The following is a 15,990-nucleotide window of genomic DNA, read 5'->3' on the forward strand; positions in this document are numbered from 1 at the left end:
GAGCGGCTAGACTGTCGTGGCCGCCGATTTTGGTGGCCAGTGATTAAGCCAGCGTTAACGGTGACGTTAACGGTGCCTTCATCCTGGTCCGGTAACGTCGGCCGCGAAACACGAGTTGGTGATGAGTCTTAGAGGGCGATTGGCGTGCACGTTTTATTGATCGAGGACGACCTGCTGGTGGCCAGCGGCATCGTCGCGGGCCTGCGCTTGCATGGCCTGACCGTGGACCACGTGGGCACCGCCAGCCAGGCGCAAGCTGCGCTGGCGACATCACATTTCGATATCTGCGTGCTTGATCTCGGCTTGCCGGACGAGGATGGGATGACTGTGCTGGCACGATGGCGCGCCAGAGGAAATTCCCTGCCGGTGCTGGTGCTGACGGCGCGCGACGCGGTCGAACATCGCGTCAAGGGGTTGAAGGCAGGTGCGGATGACTACTTGCTCAAGCCTTTCGATCTCGAGGAACTGGTCGCACGGTTGCAGGCGCTGCTGCGCCGCGCGTCGGGACGTAGTGCCGACCGCATTGAGCATGGTGCGTTGACGTTCACGGCGTCGACCGGTGAAGTACTGCTGTGTGGGAAACCCGTCAACCTATCCCGGCGTGAATTGGCCTTGCTGCGCACGCTGCTGCAACATCCGCGGCAGATCCTCGCAGGGGATCAACTGTGCGACAGCCTCTACGGTTTCGAGCAGGAGGTCGAAAGCAACGCGGTCAACGTGCACATCCACAACCTGCGCCGTAAGCTTGGGGCCGGCATCGTGGAGACGGTACGAGGGCAGGGTTACCGGCTTGGCGAGGCGACAGGAGAGCTGGAACGATGAGTGCGCAAGATCGGTCGCCGCCAGCTGGCGGTGTCGCCTTCGCAGCCAAAAGGGGCCCGATCAGCCTGCGTGTGCGGCTGCTGGTCATCATCGGTGTGTCGCTGACCTTGCTGTGGGGCGCGGTGGCGATCTGGATGCTCCTGGATGTGCGTAACGAGCTGCGCACGGCACTGGATGACCGATTGGCGGCATCAGCGCGCATGGTGGCCGGACTGATGCTTCGATCTCCGTCATCCGGGAGCCTTCCGGGCGGTCGGGGTGGCTCACCGCTCGACGTGGTAGCGCACGACGGCTTGGCCTGCGAAGTCAGCTTGTTGCGCGGGGAGGTCATGGTCCAGACCATTGCGCGCACGGCGGGCAGCCCGGGACTTGCCGCCGCGTCATCTGGGTACGGTACCCATGTGTTCGGCGGCAAGACCTGGCGGACTTATGTCCTGGAGCAAGGTGGGATTCGTATTGCCACAGCCGACCGCTTAGACGTGCGCGAGAGTTTGCTGCGTGATATCGCCTTTTCCGCGGGCGTTCCTTTTGCTGTTGCCTTGGCCGGCACTTTGCTGCTGCTGTGGTTCGGTATCGGCCGGGGGCTGGCTCCCATCGAGCGTGTGCGCGCCGTACTGGCGCGGCGCCGTCCCGACGACGCCATGCCGCTGCCTGAGACCGACACGCCCCCCGAATTGCGCCCCTTGGTCAGCGCCATTCACCACTTGCTGGATCGGGTCCAGGGTGCGATTGCTCGCGAGCGCCGCTTTACCGATGACGCCGCCCATGAGCTGCGCACTCCGCTCACAGCGATCAAGACGCATCTGCAGGTTGCCAGGCTTGCCGCTTCCAGATCGCAGTCAGCGGAGATCCTGGCGCAGGCCCTGTCCAACGCCGACCATGGCGTGCTACGACTGCAAGGCACGCTGGATCAGCTGCTCTTATTGGCGCGGCTGGATGGGCGGGTCGAGCCGAAAGACGGCGACCGTGTGGATGCGGGCTCGGCGGCCCGGCAGGCAGTGGCGGATGCCGAGGCCATTCATGGGACGGCAGATCGATTGACGCTGGAGGAAGCCGAGCCTGGCCTGCCGCTCACCGTCGCAATCCCGGAGGCCCTGCTGGTATCCGCACTGCGCAATCTGCTCGACAACGCACTACGCTATTCGCCACCAGCGAGTACCGTGCAGTTGAGAATCGAGCCTGCCGGTGATGGCCGCATCTGTTTCCGCGTGCTTGACGAGGGGCCTGGGTTGAATGACGCCGAGTGCGAGCAAGCGGTCGAACGCTTCTGGCGCCGCAGCGTGGGCAATCAGGGCAGTGGTCTTGGATTATCGATCGTCCGTTCCATCGGTGATCGCTACGGAGGCGAATTGCGCTTGCGCCGCAGAGCGGGGCGTGGGCTCGAGGCCTGTTTGTTCATGCCCGTGCATCCCCATGCCCTTTGAGGGCATGGAGAGCGAAGACTGGGCATTGTCCATGTCCGATCGAAGAGGAGGGTGTACCGCCGATGTGGGCGCCCCCCAAAAATCTATCGCTTCGCGGAAGGAAGCTGCCCAAGAGATTGGGAGAGTTCTTCCGCTTCTCGCATCAGCAGGCTAGTGAATTCGCGCACCTTTTCCTCGGTCATCCGTACGCTGGGGCCAAAGATGCAAAGCGAACCTGCGACCCGATCGGCCCCATTGAAAAATGGGGCCGCAAGCGCGACGGCACCCTCGATGAGTTCGTCCCGGCTTAAGGCGAAACCCTGTTGGCGGATGCGTGCGAGTTCAGCCTCCTTGGCTGCCTTGTCGGCGGCATTCATGCCTTCGAAGCTGTCCAGCCCGTCCTTGAGGTGCGCCAGGATGGAGCGGCCGCTGGCACCCAGCACCAGCCTTTCCCGATAGCCCACGCCGCGCCGGAAGCTGAGTGGCTGCGCGCTTTCGATTTCGGCGACACACACCCGGTACGCCCCTTCCGGTACGAACAGGGCCACGGTCTCTCCGGTCGCTTCCCACAGGCGGCGCAGCGGCGCCTGGGCGATGTCGGCAATGCGATGCCCTGCTGCCCAGACGTGAGCGAGCCTCGCCACCGAACTGCCCAGATGAAAGCGCTGGGGCTCTCCTGACGATGCCACAAAGCCGTTGTGTTCCAGCGCATTGAGGAGGCGGTACAGGGTGGGCCGACTGAGATCGACCCGCTTCAGCAACTCCGCCACCGTCAGCGCCTCGTCACCAGGGCGAAAGGCGAGAAGTATGTCCAACGCCCGATCTACAGCACGCACGCTGTCGTGGTTCTTTTCCGTATCCATGTGAGGTATTCCGCTCAATTCCGCTCTGTGTAAGCCGATCGTCACCATTGTATTCAAAGTCGTCCTTGATCTTTCTCAAATTGTCCGTAGAATGGATTCAAATATCACCACGCGGACACGCGGAGACTAGCAAGGAAGAGGCGATGGACAAGAACATGTCTGAAACTTTGGTGCGTACCGGTCCCGGCACGGCGATGGGGAACCTGATGCGCCGCTATTGGGTACCGGTGCTGCTCGTGAGCGAAATCGCGGAGCCGGACTGCCCACCGGTGCGCGTGCAGATCCTCGGCGAGAAGCTGCTCGCATTCCGTGACACGGAGGGCAAGGCCGCACTGATCAGCGAGTTCTGTTCGCATCGCGGCGTTTCCCTGTACTTCGGCCGCAATGAAGAAAACGGCATCCGTTGCGCGTACCACGGACTCAAGTTCGACCGCGACGGCAACTGCGTGGACGTTCCGTCGGCGCCACAGGCTTGCAAGCACATGGGCATCACAGCCTATCCCTGCATCGAGCGCGCAGGCATCGTCTGGGCCTATCTGGGGCCGAAGGACAAGCAGCCTGCACCGCCGGACGTGGAATGGTGCAACCTGCCGGACGGCCATGTGTTCGTTTCCAAGCGCTTGCAGGAGTCTAATTACCTGCAGGCGATGGAGGGCGGCATCGACACCAGCCACGTGTCGTACGTGCATCGCTACGAGGTGGACGATGATCCCCTGCATCAGGGCACCAAGGCGCTCGACTACATCAAGGCGGACGGCAACGTCGTGTTCGAGATCGAGAAGACGCCGTTTGGCCTGACCCTCTTCGGCCGTCGCAACGGCGAGCCCGATTCGTACTACTGGCGCGTGACCCAGTGGCTCTTCCCCTGGTACACGCTGATTCCGCCATTCGGCGATCACGCGCTTGGCGGCCACGTCTGGGTACCGATCGATGACCACAACTGCTGGGCGTGGAGCATCAACTTCCGCGTGGACCGCCCCCTGAACGAGGAGGAACTGCGTGATCTGAATGCCGGCAAGGGTATCCACTGTGAGTATGAGCCGGGCGGCACCTTCCGCCCCAAGGCCAACAAGGACAACGACTACCTGATCGATCGTCAGGCGCAGAAAGAGAAGCGCGCCTATTCCGGCGTGTTCGGCTTTGCAGTGCAGGATTCCTCGCTGCAGGAAAGCATGGGCCCGATCCAGGATCACAGCATGGAGAAGTTGCTGCCGACTGACCGTGCCATTGTCATGGCCCGCCGCATGCTCGTTGAAGCCGCCACGGCGTTGACGCCGGAGTCCGTGCCGCCCGCAATCGATGCCGACCAGCAGCGCGTGCGCGCCGCCGGTGTCTTGCTGCCGCGCGACAAGAAGCCGCAAGAGTGGGCTGTCATCCACCTGGCAGACGGTAAGGACCAGCAGGTCTACTCGATCTGATTGTGGCGGTGGAAGGAGACACGGTTATGGAACCACGAGCCCGCCTGCACGGCAAGCGTGCATTGATCACGGGTGGCGGCGGAGGCATCGGCGCCGCTACCGCACGGATCTTCTGTGCCGAGGGCGCCGCAGTGATGCTGATCGATGCGAACGCCGAGGCGCTTGACCGGACCGCCGCAGCGATCAGGGATGCGTTTCCCGAGGCGAGGCTGCTCACCATGGCAGCCAACGTCAACGAATTCGCCCAGGCCGAGTCGGCTGCCCGGCAGGTGGCCGATAGCTTCGGTGGCCTCGACGTGCTGGTCAACAACGCGGCGATGCGCAACTATTCGGCATTGGCCGATGCCACCGCGCAAGAGTGGCACGACATGGTCAATGTGAACCTGGTCGGCACATCGAACTACTGCAGGGCCGTGCTGCCGCTGCTGCGGGAGTCCGGTGGCGGCAGCATTATCAACGTTTCCTCATGCTACGCGGTGACCGGACGCAAGGGCATGGGGCTGTATGACGCGACCAAGGCGGGCATGCTTGCGATGACGCGTACCCTGGCCTTCGAGGAAGCCGCACACGGTGTGCGTGCCAATGCAGTTTGCCCGGGTTCGACGCTTACCGATTTCCACGTCGGCCGCGCGCATGCGGCGGGTAAGAGCGTCGAAGTCCTGAAGACGCAGCGCCAGGATACGTCGCTGCTCGGCCGCTGGGCGTCGCCTGACGAAATCGCCTGGCCCATCCTGTGGCTGGCCAGTGACGAGGCCTCATTCATTACCGGCACCACGCTAATGGTGGACGGTGGCCTTCACGTCATGTAGGAGGCGGCATGCACGCATCTCAGCTTACCGTGCGGGTCGCCCGCAAGCAGGTGGAAGCCGAAGGTATCTGCAGCTTCGAGCTCGCCGATGTCGCGGGTGGCGGCCTGCCGCCGTTCTCGGCTGGCTCGCATATCGACGTGCGGATTCCCGGCGGTCTCACACGGCAGTATTCACTGTGCAACGACCCGTCGGAACGCCACCGATATCTGATCGCAGTCCTGAACGATGCCGAATCGCGCGGCGGTTCGCGCGCGATGCACGAGCAGGTGCATGAAGGCAGCGTGCTGGAAATCAGCGTGCCGCGCAATCATTTCGCTCTGGCTGAGCACGCGCCGCGGCACCTGCTGCTGGCTGGTGGAATCGGCGTGACGCCGATGCTCTGCATGGCGGAGCGCCTGTCCAGCGAGGGCGGCGACTTCGACATGCACTACTGCGCACGCTCACGCGAGCGCGCCGCATTTCTCGCGCGTATTGAAGGCTCGCCTTTCGCGGGGCGGGTGACGTGTCATTTCGATGACGGCGAACCTACGCAGAAGCTCGATATCCAGGGACTGCTGGCGTCGGCCGGCGAGGACGTGCACCTTTACGTCTGTGGTCCCAAGGGCTTCATGGACGCGGTCCTGGATGCCGCGCGGCGATTGGGATGGGCGGAAGAACGCCTTCACTTTGAGTTCTTCGCAGCCGATGTCGATACTTCGGGCGACAGCTTCGACGTCCGCCTGGCGAGTTCCGGCAAGGTGGTCTCCGTGCCGTCTGACCTGACCGTTGCGGAGGCGCTCGCCAAAGCCGGGGTGGAGGTGCCGGTGTCGTGCGGTCAGGGCATCTGCGGCACCTGCGTGGTTCGCGTGCTGGAGGGTGAGCCCGATCACCGCGATCTGTACCTATCGCCTGAGGAACAGGCGAAGAATGATCAATTTACGCCTTGCTGCTCGCGTTCCAAGTCACGGACGCTGGTTCTCGCTCTTTGAGTAGCACTTGGGGACGACGCAAGGCTGTCCCCGCTTTCTCGCGTCGCCCCTTTGGTGGATCGCGAGCCATAGACAATCGACAAGATGCAGGACGCCCCCAATAAAGAATCCTGCAATGGAGGAGCACATGAAGACAAGCGTATCCGCTGCGGATGACGCGGTGCCGGCTGGAGGCACTGGTCCGGTTCCGACCGTACTGATCAAAGGTTCGCAGTATCGATGGGTAGTGCTGGCAGTGGTCTGGGCAGCCTTCCTGCTCAGTTACGTAGACCGCGTGGCGTGGAGCAGCGTCGCGGCCCCCGTGGGCCAGTCACTCGGGTTGTCCGTGTCGATGTTAGGCGCCTTCGTCACGGCGTTCTACGTTGGCTACGTGATCGCCAACGTCATTGGCGGCATCCTGACGGACGTGGTGGGCGGTCGGGCCATGCTCACCCTGGCTCTCGTTCCGCTCGGGATCTTCACGTTCTTCTTTGGCAGTGCGCACAGCCTCTGGACGGGCATCGCCATTCAGTTCGCCATGGGCCTTGCCGCCGGCGCAGACTATTCCGCCGGCATGAAGATCATTGCTGCCTGGTTCAGCAGGGACCGCGGCCGCGCGATGGGTATCTATACCACCGCAACCTCGCTAGCCGTCGTGCTGACCAATGCGACGGTCCCGACCATCTCTCAATGGTACGGCTGGCAGAACGCCTTCCGTCTGCTGGGTGCGATTACATTCGCTTGCGCGATCGTTGCCTGGCTGATCTTGCGCGACGCGCCTAGCGGGGCACCCGCGCAACAGCGCATCCGGGTGGCCGATATTGTCGCCTTGCTCAAGAGCCGCAACCTGGTGCTGCTTGCCATTGCCGGCATGGGGGGACTTTGGGCCACGGTTGGCTTCGGCGCCTGGGGCAATGCATTGATGACCAAGCAGTACGGTATCTCCCCGGTGACGGCCGGATCCATCGCGGCCAGTTTTGGTGTGGGCGCTGTCATTGCCAAGCCAGTGTTGGGGTGGCTGTCTGACGTGCATAGCAGCGCGCGCAAGCGGATTTCGATCTTGTGTCTCAGCGCTTTTGCGATTGTGCTGATGATCTTTGGGCAGTGCTCGACCGTTACCCAGTTCTACCTGATCGCACCTGTGCTCGGCGCTGTTGCGTTCGGCTACACGCCGGTCCTGATGGCGCAGGTAAGCGACTCTTCTGGCCGTAACTCCGCAGGGGCTGGTGCCGGTCTGACCAATGCCATCTGGCAGTCCGGCAGTGCGATGTCGCCGCTCGTCGTGGGCTACTTTTATGGCCAGACACACTCCTTTTCAGTCGCGCTGCTCACCCTCGCTGTCGGACCGCTGGTGGCTGTGGCAGCACTGACGCTCCTGCCGGGTCGGACATCCAGGTGAAGGTTGCAAGGCAGGGTCAGCCTTGCCAGTAGGAAACGATCATCCGCGTCGACGCGAACTAGAACCTGTCACGGCCTGCCTTGAATGTGCAGGCTTACTGCTTCGCCACCGCGTCGGCGTCATTCCGAACTGCGCCGCAAACCAACGTACGAACGAGCCATAGGCGGAGTATCCGAGCGACTCGGCAATGCGTCCCAGCGAGTAGCTTTTGTTGTCCATATAGTGGATGACGAGATCGCGCCGTACGCCGTTGACCATGTCCGAGAAGACCTTTCCAGCGCCTTCGAGCTGGCGCTGCAGTGTGCGCACGTTCATCCCCAGGCCCTGGGCAACCTGCTCAATCGTCGCGCGCCCTATCGGAAGCATCAGATAGATCGCCTTGCGCACCTCGAGCACAATGGATGGCTCGTTGGCTCCCGGCAGACCCTCAAGCAAGCGTTGCGCATGGCGTGCCATGACAGGGTCAGCGACAGGGTTGGGAAAGTCCATATCGGCAGCACGGCAAACCAAGCCATTGAAGGAACTGGCGAACTCCAGCTTTCCCACAAATACGCGGCGGTGCAGCCGCAGGTCTGGTGGAGCATCATGGGTGAAGTGGACGCTCAGGGGGTGCCAAGACGCACCCAGCAGCGTGCTGCACATGCGTGACAGGGTGCCCAGTGCCAGCTCAGTGGACTGTATGGACGTCCCGGTTTCATCCGCGACGACGTCCTCCCGCACGATCACTTTCTTGCCGACCTCCTCAATGCGTATGACCAGGAACTCGTTCATCAGGTGCCGATACTGAATCAGGGTTCCAACGGCGTCGCGCAGGGTTCGCTGGTGCGTGAGCAACACGCTGATGACACCGAGGTCGGACAGTTGCCACAGATCAGCCATACGCAGCCCGAATGTCGGGCACTGGGTGATTCGCGCTGACTCCTTCAACAAGGTAACGGCCGCACTCCCGGGAATCCGGCACTCCGGGTCCGCAAGCATCTCTCTGCTCAAGCCCAGCTTGCGCAGCAGCGGCTGCGGGTCAAAGCCAAGTTGCTGCGCAACCTTGAAGTAGTTGGTCATCACGCCAGTACGGATCAATGTACTCATTGCTTCTCACCCATCCGGTGTGTGGTTCCGATCCGTTCGTTCCCGCGGTACCCGGAGTTTCACGTCATTCTGTCATGAAATGAGATGTGACTGTCGTGAAGTGAGAGAAAACTGCCGGGGCAAGATTACTAGACTTTTCCTCACCGGACACGCCGCCACTCACCAACCCATTCTCTAAATCGACCACGAACGGAACACTTTGCCATGGCCGCACCTCAAAACAAGGTGATCGTCACCTGCGCCGTGACGGGCGCCATTCATACACCGACGATGTCCCCCTATCTGCCGATCACGGCAGAAGACATCTCACGCGAGGCGGTTGCTGCAGCCGAAGCCGGCGCCTCGATCGTCCATCTGCACGCGCGCAAGCCCGAAAACGGCCAACCGTCCCAGGATCCCGCGCTCTTCCGGGAATTCCTCCCGGAGATCGCCGCGCGCTCCGACGTGGTGATCAATCTCACGACGGGTGGCGCGCCCAACATGCTCGTCGAGGAACGGCTGCAGCCGGCGCTGCAGCTCAAGCCGGAGGTTGCCTCGCTGAACATGGGGTCGATGAACTTCGGGCTGTACCCGATGCTCGGCAGGCACAAGTCTTTCAAGTACGAGTGGGAACGTCCTTACCTCGAGGGCTCCGAAGACCGCGTCTTCCGCAACACGTTCAAGGAGATTCGCTACATCCTGGAATCCTGTTCCGGCAATGGGACGCGCTTCGAGATCGAGTGCTACGACACCAGCCATCTCTACACGGCGGCGCACTTCATTGACCGCGGCATCCTCAAGCCGCCGTTCTACATCCAGTCCGTTTTCGGCCTGCTCGGCGGCATCGGCACGCACCCCGATGACGTCATGCATATGCGTCGCACCGCCGAGCGGCTGTTCGGCAAGGACTACTACTGGTCTGTGCTGGGTGCGGGCCGCAGCCAGATGCCGATCGCCTCCATGGCTGCCGCCATGGGTGGCAACGTTCGCGTGGGGCTGGAGGATTCGCTCTGGGACGGACCAGGCCAGCTGTCGACGAGCAATGCTCAACAGGTCCAGCGCATCGTCGGCATCCTGCATTCGCTGAACCTGGAGGTGGCCACGCCGGATGAGACGCGCGACATGCTTCAGCTGAAGGGCAAAGATGCTGTCGCGTTCTGATTGCTCCAGGGCGCCTCGCCGCCCGGTGCTCATGGTGACCGGGGCAGCCGCCGAACCGGCCGCGAGATCTGCAACATAAGCATTTTCAGGAGAAATGGAATGGCAAAAGCAATTCGCTTCTATGAGACTGGCGGCGCCGACGTGCTCAAGCTCGAGACCGTTGAGGTCGGAGACCCCGGCCCGGGCCAGGCTCGCGTCAGACACACCTATATCGCCGTCAACTTCATCGACATCTATTTCCGCACCGGACACTATCCGCTGGCCCTGCCTAACGGCCTGGGCTCCGATGCCGTGGGCGTGGTCGAGGCCGTCGGCCCCGGCGTGACCGACATCCGCGTCGGTGACCGCGTGGGTTACCTGCTCGGCCCGCAGGGCGCCTATTCGGACGTGCGCGTCATGCCCGCCGAGGTGCTGATTCCCCTGCCCGATGGCGTCTCCGACCGCACCGCCTCCACGCTCATCATGAAGGGCATGACGGCGCAGTACCTGTTCCGCCAGGTCTACCCGCTCAAGGGCGGCGAGACCATCCTGTACCACGCCGCCGCCGGTGGCGTGGGCCTGATTGCCTGCCAGTGGGCGCGCGCCCTGGGGGTGACCATGATCGGCACCGTCAGCACCGACGAGAAGGCCGAAGTCGCGAAAGCCAATGGCTGCACGCACACCATCGTGACCTCGCGCGAGAACATCGTCGAGCGCGTGATGGAGATCACCGACGGGAAGAAGGTGCCGGTCGTCTTCGACTCGGTCGGCAAAGCGACGCTCGATGATTCGCTTTCCTGCCTGCAGGTGCGCGGCACCCTCGTCAGCAACGGCACCACCTCCGGGCCGGTGGAGATCGACAGCCGCACACTGGCGGCCAAGGGCTCGCTGTGGGTCACACGCCCGGCCATGGTCCACTACGCCACGCCGCGTTCACACATGCTCGCCATGGCCAACGAGGTGTTCGACATGGTGCTGGCCGGCAAGATCACGAGCGAGCCCAAGCAGACCTTCGCGCTCGCCGAAGCCGCACAGGCGCACCGCGCCCTCGAATCCCGGCAGACCAGCGGGGCCACCGTGCTGGTGCCATAGCGGTGCCATAGCGCTCGCGCTCGTCCATTTGCAGAAGATCTGGAACACGTGGGAACGATCGGCGACAAGCCGTTTTCAATAATGCATGTCCGGCCCGCCTCGACAGTTCGTGGCGGCGCCAATAAATGAAGTCTATTCGAGGAGACCGATATGCAATTTCTAGACGATTCGCTGCACCCCGAGAACATGGACAAGGTGGTCATTACCGTGGCCCCGTATGGCCCGGAATGGATGCCGGAAGATTTCCCGGAAGACATTCCTGTGACCATGGAAGAGCAAATCCAGAAGGCGGTGGATTGTTATGAAGCCGGTGCCAGCGTGCTGCACTTGCACGTGCGCGAGCCGGATGGCAAGGGCTCCAAGCGCCTGTCCATGTTCAATGAACTGATCGCCGGCGTGCGCAAGGCGGTGCCGGACATGATCATCCAGGTCGGCGGCTCGATTTCCTTTGCTCCGGAAGATGACGGCCAGGCCGCCAAGTGGCTGTCGGACGATACCCGTCACGCACTGGCCGAACTCGACCCGAAGCCGGATCAGGTGACGGTGGCGCTCAACACCATCCAGATGAATATCATGGAGTTGATCTATCCGGAATACTACAAGGGCACGTCCCTCGACAGTCCGGCCATGTACGACGCCTACCGTGAAATGATTGTTCCCGCTGGCCCGGCCTGGGCGGAAGAGCATCTGCGCCGCCTGCAAGAAGCCGGCATCCAGCCGCACTTCCAGTTGGTCGGCATGCATGCGCTCGAAACGCTGGACCGCATGGTGCGCAAGGGGATCTACAAGGGGCCGCTGAACCTGACCTGCATCGGCATCGGTGGCGGTCACCATGGCCCGCATCCGTACAACCTGTTCGACTTCATCCAACGTGCACCTGATGGCTGCACCGTTACCGCCGAATCGCTGTTCAAGAACGTGCTTCCGTGGAACACGATTGCGTTGGCGATGGGCATGCACGTGCGCTGCGGCATTGAGGACACCCTGATCGACCAGCACGGTAACCGCTTCACCTCGGTGCAGCAGATTCAGCAGACCGTGCGTATCGCCAAGGAACTGGGCCGCGAGATCGCCAATGGCAAGGAAGCCCGGGAAATTTACCGAATTGGCACCTGGTACAACGATGTCGATGAAACGCTGGCCGCCAACGGCATGGCGCCGAACCGCAAGCCCGGCGTAAGAAACGTCCCGCTGCGCAGCGTGGCCTGAGGTACCAGTCCCAACGGGTAGTGACCCGCTTCGCGGTGCTGCGCTGAAGCGCTGGCCGACTTCGGTCACCGCTTCAGCGCAGCAGCTACAAGAGCTTGGCCCTGCTGGCGCTACTGAACGCGATATAGCGCGCTCCATCTTGTCAGGAGCGAACTCAGGGCAGCGGAATCTCAAAGATCCACTTCAGCGTCCACCGATCCGCCGCCTGCGACAAGCCGCGCCCGATGCCGAAATTGAAGACCAGCGGGCCGTGGTTCACATCGAATGCGAGATAGACCGCCTGGGCCTGCTGTGGGCCCATCGCCGGATGGTTGAGGCGGCCCAGGTCCAGATACCACTCCACCCCTGCGCGCAGCCACGGGAGCACGCTGCGCGCCACCTTGAAGCTGGGCGCGAAGTCCGGCACGCCGCTCTTGTCGGGGCCGGCCAGGTTCCAGTCGAGCACCGGGTTGACGGCGAGAAGCCAGCGGGCATCCTGATACCCGAAGATCGGCCGCAGTTCCAGCGTGCGCGTGGACTGATCGAAGCGTTGGTCGACGTGCGCCAGTTCGACGTTCGCCCCAGCAAAATATCCCACGCCGTCCTGCGGCCGCAAGGGCAGCCATTTCAGGCGAAGCTTGGGCCCGGTCACGTAGTAGGTGTTCTCGCGCGTCAGGACGGTCGGGATATAGAAGCCCAGTTCCCACGCCGGCGCAAGGCCATAGGAAAACTCGGCCGTGGCGCGCCAGCCGTGGGGGTTGGTCACCTCGCCCGGATACGACGGCTGCGAATTGCCGCTTGGCGTGGTGTTCAGGTGCAACTCCAGCCCGAATTCACCGGGCGCGTTGATGTCGCTGGTATAGACCTGGATCTCATCGGGCAGCGCCGAATGCGCAGGCGAGGACAGCCACAGTGCCGACGCGGCGCACAGGAACGGGCAGATGCGGAGCAATCGGAAGGTCATCATCGGAGGCGGGCGTCGGTTCACTGAAGCCTTCAAGCGCGATGTCGTGAGGCTGGCGCGTCAGCCTCACCGACTGCGTGAGCGGGTCTGACCTTCGAGCCTTGGCAGGCTTGGAAACCCTAGCGCCGGCCGGCGACAGGAATCGTCAGCACCGGCGCGGCGGAGCTGCCCCCGGCCGGTGCGCCTGCCAGCAATTGCAGGACTGTGAACCATTGCTTGCTTGGCTCGTCGTCGCCTTCAATGTAGTACCACCTGCCATGGTATTGCGTTGCCACCCGCGCATCAGCAGGCGGAGCGCTGCCCGAACGAATGCGCAGGTTACGGGCGGCTGGGCCAGGAGCGGGCGGGCGGGCTGCGCCCGACGTGTCGGGAGTCAGGTCGATCGCGGCGCCTGCTATGCGCATCATGTCGAACAGCGAACGCGTTTCGATGGCAATGCTGCCTGGATTCGGCGAGCCGACGGAGAGCTGGACGGGAATCACGATGTCGTCTCCGGCAAGCACTGGCGCCTTCACGCCGAGCAATGCAAGGAGCCTCTCGACGTCACGGGTATGAGCCGGCGAATAACTGTGTATCACCAGGCCATAGCCACTCTGATTGCCCGCAAGTTGCACCCAGGAGAGCACCCCGCGCCGCTGCAGGAGGCTGGCGGTGGCCACGACCTGCTCGAACCGGGGGTCGACGGCGAGCAGCGGCGGATCAGGAAAGTCGGGATTGCGCAGGTTGTTGATGCGCCTGACGATCATATTCCAGACCTGCTCCGGCATGGCCGCGCTGTTCAGCATCAGGAACGTGCGCTCCATCGTCGTTTCCGCGCCGAGGTGCCGCAGGAGATCGTCGCCCACGAGAGGTACGTAGGAAATGGTGGGATTCTGCTCCCTCGAGAGCGTTCCCGAAAATGGAACGAGATTGCCAGCGTAGTTGCTCTCCGGTCCGATGCCCGCCTGCACGGTCGCCGAAGCAGTCACGGAAACGTTCGCGGTCACTGAAGTCACCGCGAGAAAGCCCACACTGTCAAAGAACCGCGTTCTCACGATGTTCTGCAGGAGTTGCTCGTCCCCGGTGGCGAGTATCGCGCTATTGTAGGCCGGTCGGCCGGAGCGGATTATGTCTGGCTCGAGCCAGGTCGAGCATCCAGAAACGAGAGCAGCGCAGGCAAGGGCGAGTCTTGCGCTGCGACGAGACTTGCCTGTGTTGAACATGTCTCCTCCGCATGGCGTGGCGAACGACGCCGGATTATTCTTCGTAGTTTAAATCCAACGACAGCGAATTCGGCGCCCATCTGCTCGTCGTCACTCAAGCACGAGCAGCCCTGCAAGCGGCACGCCCAGACCGGCAGATCGGCCCAGAAGCCCGGCGCGAGGCCATCGGCACAAGGCAACTCCGGAAAGCTTGACGGTACTGTAGCCAAAATCGAGATCGTGAGTGTCGTGCGGCATTGCAGCAAGTCGTTCGCCTCGGGCATACCAGATAAATCTTCATGAATGGCCTATCCTGAAGGGGTCATTTTCTCCGCGGCAGAAAGAACAAGAATCGATCGAGCGAAGTCGTGAATACGGGCAGCTCGGTTCATGCCTTCGCGGCGACCTGGAGATTCTCCGTTAGATCAAAGTGTGTGCAGCGTGCGCCACGGGGTGCGCGAGATGGCGAATGAACGGCGATGAGTCTACGTGTCGCCTCCTTGAGGCAGCGAAACTGCAGATAGAACGGCGAGCAACGGGGAGCAATGCAACGCGGATCCCACTGATCATTTCCTTAACCGTCCAGGGGGATAAATGATGTGGCTCTATCGGGTCGATGAACCTCACCTTGGCGCGTTACGAATTCGGGAATGGCGCCGTCGTGTGCGTCATACGATCGGATTGCTGGTCTTGCTGCTGATTGGCGCCGTCGTGGGGCTGGCGCTGCTTGATCAATCGAACGCACCGTCCAGCACCAAACTGTTTGCAGCCTTGTGGGACGGCATGAACCTTGTCACCACGCTCGGCGACTTCTCCGAATTCGATGAGCGAAAAAAGGTGTTCATGCTGGTGGCCATGCTGGCGACAATGCTGGTCGGCGGCTTCGCAGTGACAAGGCTGACAGGCATGCTGTCAGGCGACGACGTGATGGCCTATCGCGAGAACAGGGCAATGGAGAGCCGGCTCGAAAGGCTCGCCAACCATGTCGTCGTGGTCGGCTTCAGCTCGCTCGGCGAGTTGGTGGCGGCGCGCCTGCGCGCGGCAGGCGAGACAGTACTGATTCTGGTCGCGGATCGGGACACGGCCGAACGAGCGTGCGCGCAAGAGTATATGACCTTGCTTGGCCCAGCCGGTGTGTTCGACGAGGTGCTCAGGCTCGCTCGGCTTGATTGTGCCAAAGCGCTTGTCGTGGCTGTCCACGACGCTGACAACAAGCTGGCTGTCACATTGATCGCTCACACTCTCAATCCTGCGCTCGCTATCGCCGCGCCCGGCGAGAATGACTTACGCAAAGCCCTGCTTGAGAGCGCCGGCGCGTCGGAGGTTGTGATCGGGGATGAGCTGGTCGCAAATGCGCTGGTAGGCAGGCTCTCTGCCCGTGTCGACGCGACGAAATGAGTCCGGAAGGGGCTCGGCTGCAGGGGCATGCGATGCTTTATGTGCGCGGCAAGTCAAGGACCATTACAAGCTTGCGCCGGGCGACTTGCAGTGATTCGATCCCCGTTGCCAAAGCTCGCCCCTGAGGGCGGCGCCGCTCTCGATTCACACTTTTAACGTGCTCGACGATAATTCCTGCTGGGGATATGCAGAGTCGGGGGAATGATGCCGATATCCAGTTGGCATCCAGGGCTAGACAAGTTGCGTGTGTCACCGCCCTTGGCCAATTGGCCTTTCCATCGACCAATGACAGCATCCGAGC

14 protein-coding genes are annotated in these 15,990 nt (G+C 62.5%); 10 read left to right on the forward strand and 4 right to left on the reverse strand.

Translation table 11 applies throughout. The features are described 5' to 3' along the window. Positions 1-144 precede the first annotated feature (144 nt). Both AC1Z3O_RS21965 and AC1Z3O_RS21970 read left to right on the forward strand, forming a co-directional pair. Positions 145-822 carry a response regulator gene (locus tag AC1Z3O_RS21965; protein ID WP_483517989.1) on the forward strand — a complete coding sequence of 226 codons (678 nt, stop codon included), beginning with the start codon at positions 145-147 and terminating at the stop codon, positions 820-822. Continuing rightward, positions 819-2,246: an ATP-binding protein gene (locus tag AC1Z3O_RS21970; protein WP_483517990.1), complete on the forward strand. Its 1,428-nt coding sequence runs from the start codon at positions 819-821 to the stop codon at positions 2,244-2,246. The genes AC1Z3O_RS21965 and AC1Z3O_RS21970 overlap by 4 nt, the downstream gene beginning before the upstream one ends. Before the next feature lie 83 nt (positions 2,247-2,329). Here AC1Z3O_RS21970 and AC1Z3O_RS21975 read toward each other — a convergent pair whose 3' ends face one another. Then, a complete protein-coding gene (locus AC1Z3O_RS21975) occupies positions 2,330-3,088 on the reverse strand; it encodes an IclR family transcriptional regulator (RefSeq protein WP_483517992.1) in 759 nt (252 codons plus the stop codon). A gap of 143 nt (positions 3,089-3,231) precedes the next feature. Here AC1Z3O_RS21975 and AC1Z3O_RS21980 point away from each other — a divergent pair, with 143 nt between their 5' ends. The 4 genes from AC1Z3O_RS21980 to AC1Z3O_RS21995 all read left to right on the forward strand — a co-directional run bounded on the left by AC1Z3O_RS21980 (position 3,232) and on the right by AC1Z3O_RS21995 (position 7,661). Then, positions 3,232-4,506, forward strand: coding sequence for a Rieske 2Fe-2S domain-containing protein (locus tag AC1Z3O_RS21980; RefSeq protein ID WP_483517993.1), 1,275 nt, complete (start codon positions 3,232-3,234; stop codon positions 4,504-4,506). A 26-nt stretch (positions 4,507-4,532) separates the two neighbouring features. Beyond that, positions 4,533-5,315 (forward strand): SDR family NAD(P)-dependent oxidoreductase, encoded by a 783-nt coding sequence (locus tag AC1Z3O_RS21985; protein ID WP_483517994.1) that lies wholly within the window; start codon positions 4,533-4,535, stop codon positions 5,313-5,315. 8 nt (positions 5,316-5,323) lie between these two features. Continuing rightward, positions 5,324-6,283, forward strand: a complete 960-nt coding sequence (locus AC1Z3O_RS21990) for a PDR/VanB family oxidoreductase (protein ID WP_483517996.1) — start codon at positions 5,324-5,326, stop codon at positions 6,281-6,283. Between the two features lie 115 nt (positions 6,284-6,398). Further along, entirely contained in the window at positions 6,399-7,661 is a 1,263-nt protein-coding gene (locus AC1Z3O_RS21995; protein WP_483517998.1) for an MFS transporter, read from the forward strand. Between the two features lie 39 nt (positions 7,662-7,700). Here AC1Z3O_RS21995 and AC1Z3O_RS22000 read toward each other — a convergent pair whose 3' ends face one another. Next, positions 7,701-8,747, reverse strand: a complete 1,047-nt coding sequence (locus tag AC1Z3O_RS22000; protein ID WP_483517999.1) for an AraC family transcriptional regulator — start codon at positions 8,745-8,747, stop codon at positions 7,701-7,703. 204 nt (positions 8,748-8,951) lie between these two features. On the opposite strand from AC1Z3O_RS22000, the gene kce reads away from it, so the two are divergent. The 3 genes from kce to AC1Z3O_RS22015 all read left to right on the forward strand — a co-directional run bounded on the left by kce (position 8,952) and on the right by AC1Z3O_RS22015 (position 12,167). Beyond that, positions 8,952-9,887 carry a 3,5-dioxohexanoate:acetyl-CoA acetone transferase gene (gene kce, locus AC1Z3O_RS22005; protein WP_483518000.1) on the forward strand — a complete coding sequence of 312 codons (936 nt, stop codon included), beginning with the start codon at positions 8,952-8,954 and terminating at the stop codon, positions 9,885-9,887. Positions 9,888-9,986: 99 nt separating this feature from the next. Beyond that, positions 9,987-10,958 (forward strand): quinone oxidoreductase family protein, encoded by a 972-nt coding sequence (locus tag AC1Z3O_RS22010; protein WP_483518001.1) that lies wholly within the window; start codon positions 9,987-9,989, stop codon positions 10,956-10,958. A gap of 150 nt (positions 10,959-11,108) precedes the next feature. Next, positions 11,109-12,167 carry a beta-keto acid cleavage family enzyme gene (locus AC1Z3O_RS22015; protein WP_483518002.1) on the forward strand — a complete coding sequence of 353 codons (1,059 nt, stop codon included), beginning with the start codon at positions 11,109-11,111 and terminating at the stop codon, positions 12,165-12,167. A 154-nt stretch (positions 12,168-12,321) separates the two neighbouring features. Here the strand turns inward: AC1Z3O_RS22015 and AC1Z3O_RS22020 are convergent, their stop codons facing one another. Next, the gene (locus AC1Z3O_RS22020) at positions 12,322-13,098 is read right to left on the reverse strand and encodes a hypothetical protein (protein ID WP_483518003.1); all 777 of its coding nucleotides are present in this window, start codon (positions 13,096-13,098) and stop codon (positions 12,322-12,324) included. 131 nt (positions 13,099-13,229) lie between these two features. Then, complete coding sequence (locus AC1Z3O_RS22025) at positions 13,230-14,312, reverse strand: hypothetical protein (protein ID WP_483518004.1); 1,083 nt, start codon at positions 14,310-14,312, stop codon at positions 13,230-13,232. A 573-nt stretch (positions 14,313-14,885) separates the two neighbouring features. On the opposite strand from AC1Z3O_RS22025, the gene AC1Z3O_RS22030 reads away from it, so the two are divergent. Continuing rightward, entirely contained in the window at positions 14,886-15,689 is an 804-nt protein-coding gene (locus AC1Z3O_RS22030; protein ID WP_483518005.1) for an NAD-binding protein, read from the forward strand. Positions 15,690-15,990 lie beyond the last annotated feature (301 nt).

The sequence above is a fragment of the Cupriavidus sp. 09_S30 genome (assembly GCF_056930435.1).